Origin of the sequence: Pseudomonas sp. MEJ108 (genome assembly GCF_030208985.1) — a bacterium.
Lineage (GTDB): Bacteria > Pseudomonadota > Gammaproteobacteria > Pseudomonadales > Pseudomonadaceae > Aquipseudomonas > Aquipseudomonas fragariae.
Map to the genome: position 1 here is coordinate 16,786 of NZ_JARVSW010000009.1, position 17,401 is coordinate 34,186.

The following is a 17,401-nucleotide window of genomic DNA, read 5'->3' on the forward strand; positions in this document are numbered from 1 at the left end:
TCAGAACCTGGCTTGCCCTGTCTGCATGACTGCCATAGGGGCCTGGGAGAATGTCATCGATGTGCCCACAGTACCGGCTAGTAGCACCTTGATACTTCCGGCCTGCGGGTTTCTCTATATTTCCCCCTAAGTCGTGAACGGCCCGAACCGACGAAAAAAGACGCTGACCCCGGATAAGCTGCTAGACCTGCAATAATAGCGTTGACACTTACAAAGAGAAAAACACAAATGAAGTGCTTGTCCCGCATTACCAGTGCAACCATCCCGCATTCAATAAACCGTTTTCGCTTCATTTGTCACAGCAAAAAGCGGGCATATAACCTTACCTGGAGGCGCTGGATTGATCGGTGGGCTCGGGGTTTGAACTTTGCTCAAGGCGCTGCTCGATTGGCTGGCCAGCCGCTTGGTTTCATTGAAGCCTGTCACGCTGAACAGTCCGAAGTCAGTAGGCGCCCCCGTGCCCAAGTAGCCCGTTAGCGGCATCAGACCATAGAGTCCCCCGTGCGCAACGTGCGCACAGATGATCCAGCAACGCACCCAGCTGGAAATCGAATACGCCCGCGACACCATGCCCCGCAGCGTACTCGGCATGAACGCAGCGATGATGGAGGACTATCTGAATTTCATCGCTAACCGCCGCCTGAGCTAGATTGGCTTGAAGGAAAAGTGTCCAGAGACGACCAACCCGTTCCCTTGGATGAGCGAGATCATCGCCTTGAAGAAAGAGAGGAATTTCTTTGAGCACTCGGGTTATTGAGTATCAGACAGGTGGGGCGTTGAGCTGGGATTAAGGTTTAAGGTTTAAGGTTTAAGGTTTGAAGTGAAAAGGCCAATTAGCAAAAGTTTCTTGGCCTTTTTCTCTATATAAACCCGAATAATGACAAGAGCCTAAAACGTTAAGAAAATCACATAGCAATGAATCCTTCATTGATCATCGCATCACGAATTTTCCATATCTCGATACATTGCTTCTCAGTGGGCAACTTTTTAGGTATTTGAGAAGCTATCATTAAAAGACTGTGTTGCTTAGGCGTTAGATGGTTATGCTTCCCTCCCCAATTAAGCATTCGATTCCACTCCGCGCCAGGCACACTAGCAACCTGAATCTGAATTTCAATTCCATCATCGGTTTTTTGAGTTTTTCTGGACTTCTTACCTTCATCAACCACCGAGCTCACATCGACGAGTCTTTCATAGAAGTCGTTTTTAAACGGTATATCAAGCAGTTTAACCTGCTCCCAACAGGCTTGTGTTTTAGCCCATTCAGTCACGTTATCTTTAGGTCGCTCAGAATCAGTTAAAACTTCAAAAACACATTTAGCAACTACTACGAGCTGACTGACAAGCCATTCTGGAACGCATTGCAGATCCCAAATCGCACGAAGATCTAACTGCTTCCCTAACGCTTGTTCGGATATCATATTATGCAGCTTGGCAACCGTATAAGTCACAATGTTAGCTCTGTAACCTCCTTGGTACCAAGGTTGCTGGCTTACAAGTGCCTCTAACCTTTTAAATATTATAGCCAACGAAACAAGCGAGCGAAAATAATCTTCATTGTAATTTTTTCCATCATTAGACCAGAGCTTAGAAATAACATCTGCAAAAAGCATGAAGTTCTTTTGAGCCCCCATACTTACTTTATGAGGCATTTCTCGCCAACTATTTTCATATTTGGCCACGTCAGTTTTATTAAACAACTGTGATTTGGGATTTTGAATAAGAAACTGATTTTTTTGGGCAGCTGTAAGCTTAGCTTGCTCATTCGCAAACTGTCCACGGGCACGTTCATAGAACCAGTGCGTGCCATGCTGAGCCCCACCGATAGGGGAAGTAAAAATACGGCGAGAAAACTCCTCCAGTCGGATGTGATAGGGGTGATTTGAAAAAAAATCAGCGTCACTTACCTTATTCTGACTGTTGGCATATCTAGCGATTTCCGGCGTGAGCATACCAACCCGCTCGGGAGAGAGAATTGACAACTTCATCTGGACCATTACGTTAGAAAGATCAGCAAAATCCTTCTTTCCTGAAGATCCACGCTTTGCATAGGCGAGCGAAGCGGTAGTTTGCCCACCATTAACGATCTGTAGATTAGTAACATTTGTTATACGTAATCCCGCTGGGGTCTCTTGGATTACGACGTTTTCAGCAGTGGCGGCTATACCGTTATTGAAAGCAAAAAACATTTCCGGACGATGACGTATGGTATTTTGTATAGCAGAATTCACTTTGCCTTTGGTGCTTAGAAAAGTCCGAACATTACCCTCTAACAATCTACTACCGTACTTATCATAGATATCCGCCAAAGAATCTCCAGATATCATACACAGATAAGCATCATACTCGTCGCCGGACTGGACTGCGGCTAGAAATGGCAGGCCAGGGCTATCGGCGGTACAAAAATCCACAGAAAGCTCATCTCGTCCAGTAGCGGACACGTACGCAGAATGAAAGCGAGCTATGTCCCAGATATGCAGCTCCACAGGAACATCTTTAACTTCTTCTTCAAACCAATCCTTCTGTCTACTTTTTGAAACCCTATCAGTAACAAAATAAAATTTATATCTTGTAATCTTTGAATGCCAATCCATCAAGTCACAAGCCAGACCGTATCCAGGATTACTCTCATCAACTGATCCGTCAGTTAAAGATCCATTCAGAGCCTCCTCTAAATAGGAGCGAAGTTGTTCAAAAGCACGTTTTACGTCTTGAGTAACGAATGTTCCCATTTCGTCATCATTAAAGAACTCGGCCACCATTAAAGTTAGAGAACTATCAGCATCATCGTAATAGTAGCCATCTACACGTAGCTTTCTCTTTTTGATGCCTACACCCTCAAAACGGCAACTCTCAAAAGAAAAAAACTCCTCAGCATCTATAAGACGATCACCGCAGTCATCAACAAACACTGCACGAATAAAATCTTTCGTTGATTCAGCTCTGGCCCTAACTGTTTCGATAAACTCTCGATGAAAGTCTTCCAAATTCATTATCTACTCTCCAGCTCAGGCGACAGAGACTTTGAAAGTCTCACACAGCGAAATATCCAGCTTATACCTTGTTTCACTAATGCCATTTGGCAGCATCGCCTTGGTGATACAAGGAAATCCTAGGCCTACGCTATAACTAGAAACCTCCCTTACAACAAGGTTTATTTCATCATACTCAGAGCGTTCTATATACCCTGCCCTGAATAGTGCTTTATCAAACACAACTCTCGAATCATAAGAAGCTTTGATTGATGCCCTAAGCTTTTTTACTAAAGAGTTCAATGTAAAGGCACCTACAGACATAGTGGAACAGTTAGCTACTTCATACACAACTAGTACTATTTCTCGTACTGACGAGTCGAGTTGTCGCTCCGACGAAATAAATATATCAGAAATACCTGGTCGCAAAGTTTTTACTTCCCATGCGATAGTGTCCATCTGAAAGTCCTGATCAGCCAAGTAAGGCCCCACCCAACTCGCTACAGATAAGCTACAACCATAGATTTCGGTTAAATCGTGCAGATATAATAATTCACCGCATAGACCTCTGATTTCTGACTCCGACAAAAGACCTAAATCACCTCTTTCGAAAAGTAACCGCCAACTAGCCAATCTCTGCAAGACAAACCCTAACGCTTCTTCTATGTTAGGAATATCACGTGATGACTCTATTAAGTCGCTACATAGCAAAGAGAATATTTCAAGTAGAGCAATATCTTCGAGCATCAGGAATAATGACCAGCGGCCGTCATCACGTGCCACGCACTTCACTCGTACCAGTTTCAAGTCGCTTTGAAAATCCGGTCGACTATTACAGATCAAGAGTAACGTGTGCCTGCCATCTTTGTCGAAACCAAGATAAAAGTCCAGTGAGTGGGAAGCGTCTACCCTACTGAAGCCGGCGCCTAATTTTTCCGAAGAACCCGACGAAGTTGAACTCCAAAGAAACACTGAGTTATTCATCGTCTTGGTCATCCTCATCCTCATCCTCATCGTCTGACTCAATGCTAGAAGTATCCCCTGAAAGTATATTTCTCAGCTCAACAAGGTTGATCCTATAAGCAATTCGATGACTTGCCATGTCTAGTTCGGGAAAACTGAGACCGATCGCTACCAATGCGTCGCATCCTTGGGGAGTAAAAGATGTAGCGTTACTATCGGTGCTTTTTGAATTTATCAGGTGGAGAAGCAATAACGGTCTTTGGCGAACCGCAGTATATTTACTACCTGGAACAGTCTTTGATTTATTCCTAGAGTCCGAACGAAATAAAGCTTCTACACTTTCAATCTCTGACGAAGTTAATCCTATTTTTTCATCAGCAGCAGAACCGACTCGTAATTTGCTACCATTAATCAACAAAGCGCGGATGGATTCGTCTTCAGTTATATTGCGTCGTCTTGGTTTTACAGTGAGCCCAGGGACAAAATCATAACTACCACCTTCTCCACTAGGGATCGCGACCTCCCATTTTCTAAGCTTATCATCGTCAGACTTCTCAATAAAATCAGCTAAACTCGAGGTTTGCAGTTTTACGCTTAAAGGATGATTTACAAACGATCTCAAAAATTTCACTATGAGCGCTTTTGAAACTCCGTACCAGATGGGAAACTTTGCCTCCTCCCGTACATTATTACTCATAACTTCAAGGACAAAACTTTGTGCAGCTTTATAATTACCAATGAGAATGGCAGGATCTTTTAGCAGCCTAGGCGACTCTAAACTCTCTTGAGAAATAGATATTGTTTGTACGATTTCATCAGTGTAACGCATCTTGTTTTTTGCGGTGATCAGTAGCGACTCAGGATGGGATCTGACTTTCAGTCCAAAATCTATTGGTTTAAGCCGAGAGATCTGCATCCGCCTGACCTCTCCTCTAAGCTCATCAGTAGCTTGAGATATATGAGAGTAGAAATCAAAGGTTTCATTGGACATCCATATCTTAAATAGGTCTTCGTATCCTGTTCTATACCCGAACCATCTCCCCATCTGGAGCAGAGCATCGTACATCTGCGTACCACGGAAGAAGTAACTAATACAAAGCCCTTCAAGAGTCAACCCCCTAGCAAGACTATTCCCACCTACAGCAACTACCCTTAATCCATACTCTTTATAAGATGAGTAATCCAAGCTTGCAGGACCACTTTTCTGATTGACTGCTACGACCTGTATAGGCAAATTAGCTGCAGTCAATCCGGCTTGAATTTTAGCCCAAGGTATATTTAGACCGCTGTAGAACTTATTGTAACAAGCGTGTAACTTTCGAATAGAGTCATTACGTAATGCTTCTGTTGTTGAAAGCGAGGCATAGTTTCTTATGTCAGACTGCATCAGTCTAACCTCATGATCCAAGATATCTCTAATTTGGTTCTGAACATGCGTGAAGTGACTAACATTTACCAGCATTGATCTGTGCTTAGGCGTTCCAGGACGAAGATCCATAATCGTGTTTATTATAAAAAAACACGACACCGCTTCAAGCATACTGTCAGGGACAGCATCGATGACACTGTCAGAAGACATCCCCTTTGGAAAATACTCTTCCGCATCCCAAATAGGCTCAACACACTTTAAATCTGCATTATCACCAAATATCCGATGTGCGCCAACATAGTTGGATGGCGCATCTAATGCATATATGAAGTCTCTTGGAAAGAGATCATCGCCCTCCATTTCGGTTGTAGTATCTGGATTTATGAAGACATTAGCAAAAGGAGTTGCAGTAAAGCCTACATAACTGGAGCGCGGAAAAACCTTAAGTAAGCCCCTGATACCCGAATTAATCGCAGTAGCTTTTTTGGGGTTAGTATTAATAGATGCGTTATCAGCTTCATCATCTATAAGCAAAAGCGGCAAATCTATATTGCCAGATCCACTAGCATTAAAGGTGACTAACCAGTCAGCAAGATTCTCCAATATTCTTTTATTCTTTTTAACTACCAGAAGAACAGGCTCTTTATAGTCTTTAAGCTTGAAACCCAACTGATTTACAGTTGCGGCCTTGAAATCTCCAACGGTAGATGTAAAAACGCCTGCGGACCTGGCAGCATCGATAAGCCCAACACCAATTTCTTTACGATGACGCTTTCGATTATTTACAACACCAGAACTATCCAAGCCTACGAAACCTGAATCAAGCCGTTCTTGAGTCTGTCTCCTCAGACTTTCTAACGTTCCAGTGAGCAAAATAACAAGTTTGTACCCTGCATCCGCAGCCTTACATATCAACCCAGTATAGTTTGAAGTTTTACCGGACTGAACATCGCCCATCACAAGCCCCCGACGAGGCCACCCAACAGAATCTTTGGGATTACCTAATAAGTCCAGTATCTCATCAGTAACCTTGTCTAAAGAGCTGACAACTTTTGGCCCCCACCCCTGCTTGAGCAGATCAGCTTGGTAACGCTCCCAATAGAAAGGATCAATGTCAGCCTTTCGCGCTCGTAGCCAAGGGTTATGCTCATCATAAACGTAGCTGCCTAAGCCCATATCCAAAGTTAGAGCAACATGTAATCTTTTTATAACGTTTTCGAATTCGAAATCTGAAACTGCGTATATAGGTATCGCTCTCAAGCAGGTCGCAAGCTCAAGAATCTCAAGCTCAGTAGGAATACCATCAACTGTTAATGCAGTAATAACACCCAACTCTAATCTGCGACCATTAGGTGACAACTGATATCTGGCATCACTGCTCATAATTCATATTCCTTTACAATATCTTTAGTTAAATTTGGATGTAAACTGAATGGCTCAAGCAAATGCAAAGTCGACAACAGCCTAGAACGTGCATCCGAATTTTTAGGCAGTTGGGAAAAAAGATTTCCAACTAGCTCTCTCAATCGCTCCATCGATTCATCATCGTTAAATCCAGAGCGAATATCTCCTGCCATTTGCGAATACAAAGCTTCCGCTGGAAACGAATTCTCAATCACACTCAACAACAAATCAAATAACGGAACATTAGATGCTTCCAAGCTATTCCTATATTCAACAATCATCGGATACTCACGATTTATATCGTAACGCACCCCTCCTCTAGCAATAACCTCATGCCAGACGGGAGACGTCTTTGAGCCCTCAACCTTCCTGCCCTTAAATTTAATAGTTCTACCACTGGCCTCTCTGATTCTTTCTACTGTCCTCTTTAGATTAATTCTTACCGCTTCAGGAGGATGCGCAGCGGACTTTTTTATATCCAATGTCCACAAATAATCTAATGAATTTGGGATATCGACTCTGACTCGAGCCAGCTTACTCAGCTCATCTTTTTTCGCCAGTCGAAACCAAGTACCCCATATAATAAGCCTTTTATTCCGGTAAATATAAAAGCCCTGCTGCGCTTTTATTCCTTCACTTCTCCCAGCATGAAGTACTTCTGAAGAAGACATTTTATTAACGTGCGGCAATATATAAGGCTTTACCGAAACCCGTTGCCCCGAAATTGTAAAATTATCTTCATCTAATATCTGAGTTGCTTTATGATCGGCCCAGAAAGGATCTATCGCCTGTAAGGGAGCACCATTCAAAAAAACGCTCAAGCGCTGTTTTGTATGATAACTTGAAATAAACCTGTGAAACACCAAAGAAAGATGGTCTCGCACATATAGCATTTTTTCGCCTAGGGCAGACTCAACAGACCTTTCGCCTACAACCAAATTATCTAGATTCTGCCAAAGCACGACAGTACCAGAATCTTGTTTGCTCAGCTCATCGTAATGCGGAAGAACTTCATAATCCGCGGGATCAAGAGCCAGCATTACCCAAGTACCCTTATCGATTACAACGTCTAGATCCCAACAAAATGCACTTACGCACCCTTCATGTTTTGAAACTACAGTCAGACGCCTGCATTGAGACAGGGATGAAGTCTTAAGACCCAGCCCGTACCGACCCATATCATCAGACTTTCGCTCATAGATAGGACTCGTGCTTCCATGTCTCATCGCATTGTGAAGGACGTCGGAAGACATTCCAATGCCATCGTCGATCAACGCTACATAAGGATCGTCATATGGCCTAAATTCAATATTTATAGTTTTAGCTTGCGCTGAAATACTGTTGTCTATCAGATCTGCCAAAGCAGATTCCAATGTATAGCCAATAGACCGCATGGATTCGAGAAGTGATGCTGCATTAGGCGGGTTATCAATCTCTCTCATAACCAGTGCGCCAAATAAAATGCACTGTTAGTAGACACTCTTCTATTCAACATTCCATGTCCTCATATGCATGATCCGGGTGCTTCGCCCCCAAAAAAAGGAGTTTTGCACCTAATGTCAAGAGCCACCCTTTCGCCAGCATTCATCTCATAAAATAAGAGGGAGCGCAAGCTCATATTCGTCCTTAAATCCTATCTATCCGCGGCAGTGCTTTTCTGAGCGATAATGCGCTCAATCACGGTGGCGATTTTTCTTGCTAGGAGAGGGGGGACGGCGTTACCGACTTGATGGTACTGCTGAGTACGGTTGCCCAAGAAAAAGTAATTGTCTGGGAAGGTTTGAAGACGGGCAGCCTCTCTAACTGTCAAGCTCCTACATTGATTAGGATCATAATGAATAAAATAGTGGCCGTCTTTGGAAATATGACTCGTGATGGTGGATGACGTTTGGTTTTTCACTTGAACCCTAAAGCGGTCGCTAAACTTTCCAGTCTCCCAATTTTTGTGCAAAGGTGCTAAACCCGGCAAATCGAATTGATGATGACCTTTTGGCGATATGTTGTGCGCCTGAGCATATGTTGCGGCATATACATAACGCTTTAAATCTGCGCTCATATGACCGCGCGCTTCATGATTTAACCAAACCCCCAACTGAGAATCCAGAAACCACTCATTTAAACCGCTATCTTTTATACTACCATCCCAAAACTTGTCTTTCTTTACCCGTAAACCACCGTTATTAAGTCGCCCACCTGAGAATGACTCTCTTACAATTTTCAACTCTATTTCAAGTGAAAGATCACGCTTCCCCGATGCAGCTAAATCTTTATACAGGCCATCTAGGTGCGTTAGAATGTCACCACACCATACATCGGCGTTATCTTTTCCTCGGGATAAGATACTACGAAGTGGTGGTAAGGTACCAATCATCTCGCTTACGGTAGCACCCTTAGTTGGTACTAGCTTAAGATTGTCCAATCCACTTACATAGTCTTCAGAAATCCCGACTAATATTACTCGATGTCGACTCTGGGGAATCCCGTAGTTTTCTGAGCGAACGACAAAACTGCTCAGGTTAATATCATCAGTATTCATCCCAGATTCATATACATCATCGGAAGCCAATGAAAAAATCTTATACTTAGAGCCGCTATCAGTTTTAACTCCTAAAGCAGCGTCAGGATCTGACAAATCTTTCAGTATCTGGGGAAATATTTGTTCTCCTGCTATTTTCGACGAGAGAATACCTTTTACGTTCTCCATCACAAATACGGCAGGCTTTTTACTTTGAATTATTCTCAAATACTCTCTATACAAAAAGTGGCGACTATCGTCCTCAGCTTTATATTCAGAGTTTCCTTTATTCCGTGCACGTCCTACAAGAGAATAAGCTTGGCATGGAGGCCCACCAATTAAAACCCATGGTTTGCTAGTATCTAACCTGTCCTCGAGTATTGCATCAAGTTCTGCATTTCCCTCAATGCTGCCCAACTTTATTTGACGCGCTTCGCTGTCAGCATACTTCCACTGCTCGAAACTATCTCCTGTCCATGGTTGGACAGCGCTGTTTGTTTCACAAAATCTATAATAGTCTTTTAAAGCATCCGGGTTTTGTTTTTTCAAAGCACGGTAAAAAGCCCTAAGTCTCAGCGTATTTCTTGCGAACGGATCCATCTCTGCGGAGACTAATACCTCAAAGCTTTTTCCATTATTTAGGGAAGAAAAGCCTTCGCCAAGGCCGCCAGGACCAGCAAAAAGGTCCACAACCTGCAAAGGTTCAACTGTTTTCATTTGTCAAGTCTGCCAAGGGGTGAACGTAATGGACATCGTAGACAGTGCGACGCGATCGAGAATGATGTCTGGTATCAGGGGGAAGAACACTCGTCCCGAGCTGTTGGTGAGAAAATTTCTTCATGCTCATGGCTTTCGGTTCCGGCTCCATCGGAAGGACCTACCTGGAAATCCCGACATTGTACTGCCGAAACTAAAGACCTGTATATTTGTACATGGATGTTTTTGGCATCGGCACCCGGGATGCCGGTACGCAACGATGCCTAAGACAAGACCCGAATTCTGGGCAGAAAAATTTTCCAAGAACGTTGCTAGAGATGCGAAGTCAATCTTAGCTCTCAGACAGCTCGGCTGGAGCACAATAATAATATGGGAGTGTCAGCTCAAGGCGCCAGAGCTAACCAAAAGCGCCTATCTTCAGGATTTAAAGAAGGCCTTGGACGAATGATTTCGCAGACCTCAGCATCACTCACGCTAGCATTTGATACGACGATTTTTCAGAAAAATCCTACGCGTTAGCACCTTGTCCATCTATCTGATGCCTAATACCCTTTCACCGCGCCTAAGAAACGCCCAAGAAACTCAAATGTAGCGGCCTGACCGCTTCCGATAAAATGCGGCTTTTTGTACCTGCGGCCTTCGGCTGCGCGTCCTAAAATCTCTGATATGTCGGGAGTGGACCAATACAAGACCCGCAAGGGGAATACGTCCGGCCTTTTCTACATTGGGGTTTCTTAGCTCCCGACGCCTAGCTCTCAAAAAGCTAAAAATGTAGAGATAACCTAGATGCTTCACATCGCAAACCTAAATCAGACTAAGCCCCTCACCCCAACCCCCTTCCACCGCCACAACCGCCAGCTCCTCGCCCTCCTCCTCGAAAACCAACCCTGGTTCAGCGCCGGCGATCTCGGTCGCATGATCGGCTGGCCATTGAACGAGCGGACGCTGCGCAAGCTGGACGCCGACCAGCACCGGATGATCACGCTCGACCTGCACGGCGAAGCACAGCCGGAGTTGATGGTCAGTGAGTCGGGTGCATATGCGATGATGGTGCATCACTATCACGCGGAGAATCGTGGGTTGCGACAATGGATTACCAATGAGGTGGTGCCTGCGTTGCGGGATGGGCAGCTGCCGTTCGATGACTGCACGCCGAACCTGAGCCTGCTGCAGTGGCCGGGGTTGTCGGTGAGCATGTTGCACTGGCACAGCGAGCCGTGGATACGGTTGCGGGATATGCCGATGATGCTGGTGCATCCACAGATGCAGGTTGAGGCGCGGCCGCGTCGTTTGGGCAGGTCTTGGTGGCGGGCGGTGCTGCCTGCCTCTCGGCTGGGTTGAATGCGGCGTGATGGCCGTGCCGTGTGGGTGACGGCCATTGTGTCTCGTCGGATCAGTCTTTCAGGCGGCGTCGGTAGTCGTTGATCATTTCTTTCGTGACGTCATCCTTGTAGCAGATGGGCGCGTAGCTGCCTTTGCGGCTGTACGCGCTGCGTTTGCCACATTGACTGCCATTGCGGGCAGAGTTGTAGGGGCATGGGCAGTTGCCGGGGTAGCTGTCGATGGATTCCTGGATGATGGCTTTGACGATTGAGGCGTCTGTTACCTGGGCTTCTCTGGCCTGCACGGTGAAGGCGCAGAGCAATGCGAGTATGGCGACGAAGCCTGTCCCTGTTTTTTTCATGGCTATTCCTTAGCGAGTGCAGACGAGTGTCTGTTGCAAGGTTTTACCATGGCATCACTAGGCCATCAATTTTTAGTGAGGTCCTTGTCCGGGTCTTGTCACGTCGCGGGAGGGAGTTTTGAGACGTGTGAGGTTTTTGTCATAGCGCACAGGGTCCGCTATATGGGGCGCACGTGAATGCGCTTGTCGCTATACAAAAATCCGAGTGAGTTCGGAAAAAGGGCTAAAAAACGACGTCGCAGACTAGATTTAACCCCAGTGGGGTGAACTAAACCTTCTGCCAGAATCGAAAACAGACTTATGTATAACAACGAGCGCTCTAAGTGGTGATGATGCTTGGGAGGCTCTGTGTCCAATTCAGAGTGTGCAGTGCAACGAAGACTCGTGATACACATCGTCATCTTGGCAATACCACTTTTAAAAGTCAGGAAATCACATCAAGACGTCCACAGGAGAAACTGATCATATCTCCGACGTTGATGTCTCCGGGTAGTACATCATCCAATTCAATAGTGATTTCACCCGCAACCACCAGCGATTTTTCAACACTAGCCACCTCAGCCAGAATTTCATGAACGAATCCATCGTCAATACGTAGTACGTATGGCTGAGAGCCTGCCGCCATCTTGGCTACATTTTTTATTGATATCGCAAGGACAGGCTCAAGCAGCATGTCCCCGACATTCATATGACATGGATGACAAAAGGCTACGCACTGAGTCTCAGCATCACCGATTGTCAGCATCGCTTCCAGAGCATCTTTCGAGATCCACTCACACTTTTTAATTATCATTTGGAAAACCCTAGACTTGGAGCCTTTCGCGCAAGCTCACTCACAGTTTTAACGTGAAACGTTGTTATATTACCAGTCGTTCTATCAACGCCTACAAATCCATATTTAGCACTACCTTCACCACCAATCATCTTCACATAGCCATTCATTTCAGGTACAAAATCGCCATTTCTAATCACATGATTTGCGTCATCTAAATAGTTTTTAATATTATATTCACTTTTTCCAAACGCACTCATCAACTCTGAGCCGTGCTTTTCAAAGTGTTTAACTGCCTCATCACCTTTAAAAAATCTAGTTGCAGAATAGTTATTTAAAAGCTTTGGACTATCGTCGGCAACCTCTTTTTCATCTAAAGTCGAACCTGACCTGCCTTGTTCGGGTGATTCTGGTTCATGACGGCTTGATGATGAAGATGAGGGTCCCTGTTTATCAAGCGCCCCCCTACGCGGCTCCGGCCTCTGCAAATCAGGTCGTTTCTTCAGGTCATTTTCATGCTCAAGCATCCACTGGCCCAGTCGCTCGCCTTTGGCGCTGGCCCGCATTTCATTTGCCAAGGCACGAGCGTTACCGCGGCCGCGTGTGATGTACTGAACCATCGCGCCCAATAGCAGAATCACTACTTCAACGTGCCCTTGTGCGATTTCCTGAACCGCACTGTTCTGTGCGACCGGGTCGTCTCCCATGAAGGAACTCCACCCTTGTTCGCGGGGGCCTTGCCATGCTGTGCTGATACCGCGAGTGTAGTAATGAATGATGCGCGGAAAGCCATCGACGACAGATTCAGCGATGGATTCCAGACCAAGAATCCCCAGTATGAAAGTACTGGCCTGCGCCCCTAATGCAGCGCCCATTAAACCACCGGGAGCAGCACCCACCCCGAAAAAAAGTGCGCCCGCGCTTGCACCGGCGACCCCTCCGACAAAAGCACTGCCGACGACGATCATGGCCATCTGTGTGACTACGTCGATCAAGTCCTTGATGATGCTGGAGATGTCGAGGTCAACGAAACGTTGTCCCAGTATGCGACAAGCCTCCCATTCGGCGCGGTCGAACGCGGACCGGACACAATTGAACCGGCGAATGATCAGCGCGGGCGACGGGACGGGTTCATTTCGATGCGTGCGAAAATGGCCCCCTCTGTAGGGCTCGATGTCACGGTCAAGCTTTCGCCGTATGTCATCCCATGAGGGCAGCATGTGAAAAAAGAACATTCAGTGTCTCCCTGACAATTCTTGATACAGCTCTGCCTGAGCAACTTAACAGAAGAAGTGCAAAAAATTCCAAGAGCCGCATGGCACCTGCAAAAATTCGGAAAATTCGTACATCAGCGTTGGTTGTTCAAAAACAGCCTTTGCCTGAGTCCTATTCGGGCGTGTGGGGAAGATGTGAAGCTGAATTTGGATATCGTCTCCGAGCGGAGGAATGAAATCTATATACCAGCCCTGTGACCGATTCGGAGAACGAGCTTCTACACGGAAGGCGTAGGCGCTTCAGTAGGTGAAGACGGCTACGATGGGCTGCGAAGCGGCCCTGAAACTGGTGACCTCGTTTGAACCTGATATACCGGGTGCACAGGTTTTGCTGCCGGTTCCCGGCAGATCGCGAACAAGTTCGCTCCTACGCCCTACGGGCAGAAGCGGGTCAGCGAAACGTCGACCGGTGCGCCCCACGGCCTACGGCCAGAAGCCGGAGTTGTGAGTGATCAGGCATTTGCCTGATGGCTTGGATATGACGCAGAGCGTCACGAAATGCGTGCCAACGCGGAGCATTGGCACGATAGTCATACGGAGCGATGGGCAAGCTAGGTGTCTAGAGCCTGCGGGGCTACTTCACCCCGCAGGCATCCCCCATCAGAACTGCCAGTCCAGCGACAGACCCACACCGTGGGTTTTATCCCGCGCACCCAGCAAACCGTTGTAGTCCAGGTTGATGCGCGCATCCCTGCCCAGTGCCAGGCTGGCGCGGGCGCCGACGACGGCGGCGTCGCGGTCCATGGAGACGCTTTGTACGTTGAAGCTGTTGCCGGCGCTGGCGAAGGCCAGGTGTTGTTCCGACGAGGTGTCGCTCAGGTTGTGCTGCCAGCCGAGGGTGGCGGAGACATCCAGTTTTTGTGTGTCGTTGAGGTTGAAGCGGTTTCCGGCGCGCATGCCCAGGGTCGAGAGCACGGTGTCGCGGGTGTCGTCACTGCCTTTAAGGGCAGTGGCGCCGCCTTTTTCGGTGAAGCTGTCGCTGTCGAAGTGTACGTAAGCCAGGTTGGCGAATGGCTCCAGTGCCAGCGGTTGTAGGTTCAGGCGGTAGGCGGCTTCGGTGAACACCTGGCTCGACTGGGCGTCGCGCTTGACCTTCTGACGGTCGGAAAACGCGCCGAATTGCAGGTCGCGTTTCACGTCGATGCGGTGCCAGCTGTGCGATGCGCCTGCGGTGAGGCGCAGTGCGCCCTGTTCGTGGCCGATGTAGGCGCCCAGGTGGTAGCTGTCTGCCGAGGCCCGCGAGTGGGTGTCGTCGCCCAGGTTCAGCGAGGTGTCGCTGTAACCGGCCATCGCGCCCAAGCGGGTGTGCTCGCTGATCAGGCCGTCCACACCGGCAAGCAGGCCGCCCAGCGATGAGGTCGAGCTGGCGCTGTCGCTGCTGCCGCTGTTTTTGCCCCAGGCACCCAGCGCTTTGACCCACACTGAATTGTCTTCACTGCCCGGTGCTGGCTGGTCGTACAAGCCTTCTACGCGCAGACGATCACCCACAGCGTCGCGCAGTTGGCGACTGTCGTTGATCAGTTGTGTGGCGATGGCCGGATGCACCTCGCCCGACAGTTGGGTGAAGGCACGCCGTGCGCTGGCCGTGTCCTGGCTGAGGATGATGCTCTCGTAAACCGAGTTGCCCGCACTCAGTTGCTCGATGGCCTGGGCCACGCTGCGCTGGTTGTCGGTTTGTGCGGCGCTGGCGAAGCTGTCGCCATTGCGTGCAAGGGCCAGGGTCACGCCGGTGCCGGTATAGGCCAGGTTGCCGTCCAGGAATGCGTAGTTATCGGTCACAGAACCGAACTGACCCTGAACGCCGCCAGCCGCCTGCAGCACGTTGAACTGCTGACCCAGAACGCTGCGGGTCTGGTTGCTACTGAGCAGTGCGGGGTTGTCGTTTTCCAGAGACAGGGCCATGTTGGCGCCGCTCACGGTCGCGGTGCCGCCGACCACGATGCGGTCGCTGGCGGTGGGTGACAATTCCACCGCGTAGGTCGAGCCCGGCGCCAGGTTGAGGTCGCCCGCCACTTGCAAGGTGCCGATGGAGTTGCCCGGCGCGACGGTGCCGCCCTGGTTGGCATTCAGCGACGCGACGCGGCCATTGCCACCCAGAATGCCGCCGTTGTTGACGGTGACGGCCGAGGCCAGAGAGCCGTTGATGGCCAGGCGTCCTTGATTGACCAGGGTCGGGCCGCTGTAGCTGTTGGCCCCGCTCAACACCAGGGTGCCGATGCCTTGCTTGGTCAGGCCGCCGTGGCCGGAGATGTCGTTGCTCCACACGTCCAGTCCGCATTGCGGGCCGGTGCAGGTGCGCTGCGTCGGTTTGCCGGCATCGACAATCGCGCCGACACCGGGCAGGTCGGCCACGAACTGGCTGTCGCCGTAGGCGCCGTCGATACGAAACTCGGCAGGAATGTCCGCTTCGGTGACGAACATGCTCGGGCCGTTGATGGCCTTGCCGAGGTTGATCATGCCCCAGCCGTACAGCGCGTCGACGCCCGGCGCGCCAAGGTCGGTGGCGGTGGTTTTCAGGACGTCGGCGACCTGCGCGCCGGTCATGTACGGGAAGCGCTCCATCAGCACAGCCATGCTGCCTGCCACGTGAGGTGCGGCCATCGAGGTGCCGTTCTTGTTGGCCCAGCCGACGGTCAGGTCTGCCAGGCTGGTGCCGTTGAGCACCGAGCTGTAGATGCGCGTGCCCGGTGCCGAGACGCAGAAGCTGGCGGTGTAGCCGCAGCGCGACGAGAAGGTGCTCAACGTGTAGGGCGTGGTAGCGGCCGCTGCGGCATCCGGGTTTTGTTGCAGGGCGGCGACGGTCAGCCAGTTGGGCGCGATCTCCGGTACGAAGTAGCCGAGCCCTGCCATCGCGTCGGGGTTATTGAGGTTGTAGTCGTTACCAGCGGCGAAGATGGTTACCACGCCGCTGCGTGCTGCGTCGATCGCGCCCTGATACGCGCCACCCGGACGCGTGCCGAGGATCTGGCGAATCTGGTCGAACTGCACTTGTGCGTCCTGCACGGTGAAGTGCGGGAACGCCGGATCGCGCCCGCCTTTGTCGAAACGGTCGGTGATGCCGATGCCCCAGCTGTTGTTGATGACCCGTGCGCCACTGTTGACCAACGCGTTCCAGCCTGCCTGATACACCGCGCCGTCGTTGCCCAGCACGATGCCGTCTTCCGGGCCCGGGTCGCCGTTGTCGGCGCTGATGATTTGCGCGTTGTAGGCCACGCCGTGCATCGGCCCGCCGTCACGATTGCCACCGGCAATGCCACCGACGTGGGTGCCGTGGTTACCGAGTTTGCCGCCGGAGTCCAGGCTCGGTGCGCCGTCGTAACGGAAAGCGTCGCCCGCCTTCACCGGGATGTACGGGTCGGTGTATTCGCGGATGCCGCTGGTGACCAGATTGACCACCTTGTCGGGGCTGTCGAATTCCGGATGCGGGGCGTAGACCGGCTGGTCGAAGATGCCCAGTTTGATGCCCTTACCGCTGTAACCTCCGGCATAGGCTTGATCAGCGTTGATCGCGCCCAGGCCCCAGTCGGCATTGAACTCGGCGCTGCGCCAGCTGGCGGCGTTGCCTGCCTGCCCTGCTTCTACATAAGGTGCGGCATGAGCCACGCCCAGTGTCGCCAGGTAGCAGGCGAGCGCGCCGCAGGAGGCGCGATTGACCGCTCGAATGGCTTGTCTTAGGGATTTGACAGAGGTGTGTCGGGTACTGAATGCATCTTTCATGAAAATTACCGTCC

At 49.4% G+C, this 17,401-nt stretch carries 11 protein-coding genes and 1 pseudogene; 3 read left to right on the forward strand and 9 right to left on the reverse strand.

Features of this window, described 5'->3' with window-relative positions:
* Positions 1-517: 517 nt before the first annotated feature.
* Positions 518-791, forward strand: a pseudogene (locus tag QRN50_RS04895) (ribonucleotide-diphosphate reductase subunit beta); the annotation flags it as partial.
* A 114-nt stretch (positions 792-905) separates the two neighbouring features.
* Here QRN50_RS04895 and QRN50_RS04900 read toward each other — a convergent pair.
* The 5 genes from QRN50_RS04900 to QRN50_RS04920 all read right to left on the reverse strand — a co-directional run bounded on the left by QRN50_RS04900 (position 906) and on the right by QRN50_RS04920 (position 9,940).
* On the reverse strand, positions 906-2,993 hold the full coding sequence (locus tag QRN50_RS04900) for an AIPR family protein (protein ID WP_096126870.1): 2,088 nt from the start codon (positions 2,991-2,993) through the stop codon (positions 906-908).
* A gap of 15 nt (positions 2,994-3,008) precedes the next feature.
* Positions 3,009-3,986, reverse strand: a complete 978-nt coding sequence (locus QRN50_RS04905; RefSeq protein ID WP_096126869.1) for a PD-(D/E)XK motif protein — start codon at positions 3,984-3,986, stop codon at positions 3,009-3,011.
* The gene (locus QRN50_RS04910; RefSeq protein ID WP_096126868.1) at positions 3,949-6,687 is read right to left on the reverse strand and encodes a Z1 domain-containing protein; all 2,739 of its coding nucleotides are present in this window, start codon (positions 6,685-6,687) and stop codon (positions 3,949-3,951) included. Before QRN50_RS04910 ends, QRN50_RS04905 begins: the two co-directional genes overlap by 38 nt.
* Positions 6,684-8,150, reverse strand: coding sequence for an ATP-binding protein (locus tag QRN50_RS04915; protein ID WP_096126867.1), 1,467 nt, complete (start codon positions 8,148-8,150; stop codon positions 6,684-6,686). The genes QRN50_RS04910 and QRN50_RS04915 overlap by 4 nt, the downstream gene beginning before the upstream one ends.
* Before the next feature lie 191 nt (positions 8,151-8,341).
* Positions 8,342-9,940 (reverse strand): DNA cytosine methyltransferase, encoded by a 1,599-nt coding sequence (locus QRN50_RS04920; protein ID WP_096126866.1) that lies wholly within the window; start codon positions 9,938-9,940, stop codon positions 8,342-8,344.
* A 28-nt stretch (positions 9,941-9,968) separates the two neighbouring features.
* Between QRN50_RS04920 and QRN50_RS04925 the strand changes: the two genes are divergently transcribed.
* A complete protein-coding gene (locus QRN50_RS04925) occupies positions 9,969-10,388 on the forward strand; it encodes a very short patch repair endonuclease (RefSeq protein ID WP_096126865.1) in 420 nt (139 codons plus the stop codon).
* A gap of 338 nt (positions 10,389-10,726) precedes the next feature.
* Positions 10,727-11,281: a BRO-N domain-containing protein gene (locus tag QRN50_RS04930; RefSeq protein WP_096126864.1), complete on the forward strand. Its 555-nt coding sequence runs from the start codon at positions 10,727-10,729 to the stop codon at positions 11,279-11,281.
* A 52-nt stretch (positions 11,282-11,333) separates the two neighbouring features.
* On the opposite strand, the gene QRN50_RS04935 is transcribed toward QRN50_RS04930, so the two are convergent.
* The 4 genes from QRN50_RS04935 to QRN50_RS04950 form a co-directional block, all read right to left on the reverse strand.
* Positions 11,334-11,624, reverse strand: coding sequence for a hypothetical protein (locus QRN50_RS04935; protein ID WP_096126863.1), 291 nt, complete (start codon positions 11,622-11,624; stop codon positions 11,334-11,336).
* Positions 11,625-12,048: 424 nt separating this feature from the next.
* Positions 12,049-12,417: a hypothetical protein gene (locus QRN50_RS04940; RefSeq protein WP_074952072.1), complete on the reverse strand. Its 369-nt coding sequence runs from the start codon at positions 12,415-12,417 to the stop codon at positions 12,049-12,051.
* On the reverse strand, positions 12,414-13,631 hold the full coding sequence (locus QRN50_RS25705; RefSeq protein ID WP_342671335.1) for a DUF6861 domain-containing protein: 1,218 nt from the start codon (positions 13,629-13,631) through the stop codon (positions 12,414-12,416). Before QRN50_RS25705 ends, QRN50_RS04940 begins: the two co-directional genes overlap by 4 nt.
* Positions 13,632-14,270: 639 nt before the next feature.
* Positions 14,271-17,387 (reverse strand): autotransporter serine protease, encoded by a 3,117-nt coding sequence (locus tag QRN50_RS04950; protein WP_096126862.1) that lies wholly within the window; start codon positions 17,385-17,387, stop codon positions 14,271-14,273.
* Between the last annotated feature and the right edge of the window lie 14 nt (positions 17,388-17,401).

Excerpts from the sequence above, each read along its gene's own strand:
- QRN50_RS04950 (WP_096126862.1), bottom strand. The coding sequence starts at position 17,387 with ATGAAAGATGCATTCAGTACCCGACACACCTCTGTCAAATCCCTAAGA.
- QRN50_RS04930 (WP_096126864.1), top strand. The coding sequence starts at position 10,727 with ATGCTTCACATCGCAAACCTAAATCAGACTAAGCCCCTCACCCCAACC.
- QRN50_RS04940 (WP_074952072.1), bottom strand. The coding sequence starts at position 12,417 with ATGATAATTAAAAAGTGTGAGTGGATCTCGAAAGATGCTCTGGAAGCG.
- QRN50_RS04925 (WP_096126865.1), top strand. The coding sequence starts at position 9,969 with ATGGACATCGTAGACAGTGCGACGCGATCGAGAATGATGTCTGGTATC.
- QRN50_RS04935 (WP_096126863.1), bottom strand. The coding sequence starts at position 11,624 with ATGAAAAAAACAGGGACAGGCTTCGTCGCCATACTCGCATTGCTCTGC.
- QRN50_RS04910 (WP_096126868.1), bottom strand. The coding sequence starts at position 6,687 with ATGAGCAGTGATGCCAGATATCAGTTGTCACCTAATGGTCGCAGATTA.
- QRN50_RS04915 (WP_096126867.1), bottom strand. The coding sequence starts at position 8,150 with ATGAGAGAGATTGATAACCCGCCTAATGCAGCATCACTTCTCGAATCC.
- QRN50_RS04905 (WP_096126869.1), bottom strand. The coding sequence starts at position 3,986 with ATGAGGATGAGGATGAGGATGACCAAGACGATGAATAACTCAGTGTTT.
- QRN50_RS25705 (WP_342671335.1), bottom strand. The coding sequence starts at position 13,631 with ATGTTCTTTTTTCACATGCTGCCCTCATGGGATGACATACGGCGAAAG.
- QRN50_RS04920 (WP_096126866.1), bottom strand. The coding sequence starts at position 9,940 with ATGAAAACAGTTGAACCTTTGCAGGTTGTGGACCTTTTTGCTGGTCCT.
- QRN50_RS04900 (WP_096126870.1), bottom strand. The coding sequence starts at position 2,993 with ATGAATTTGGAAGACTTTCATCGAGAGTTTATCGAAACAGTTAGGGCC.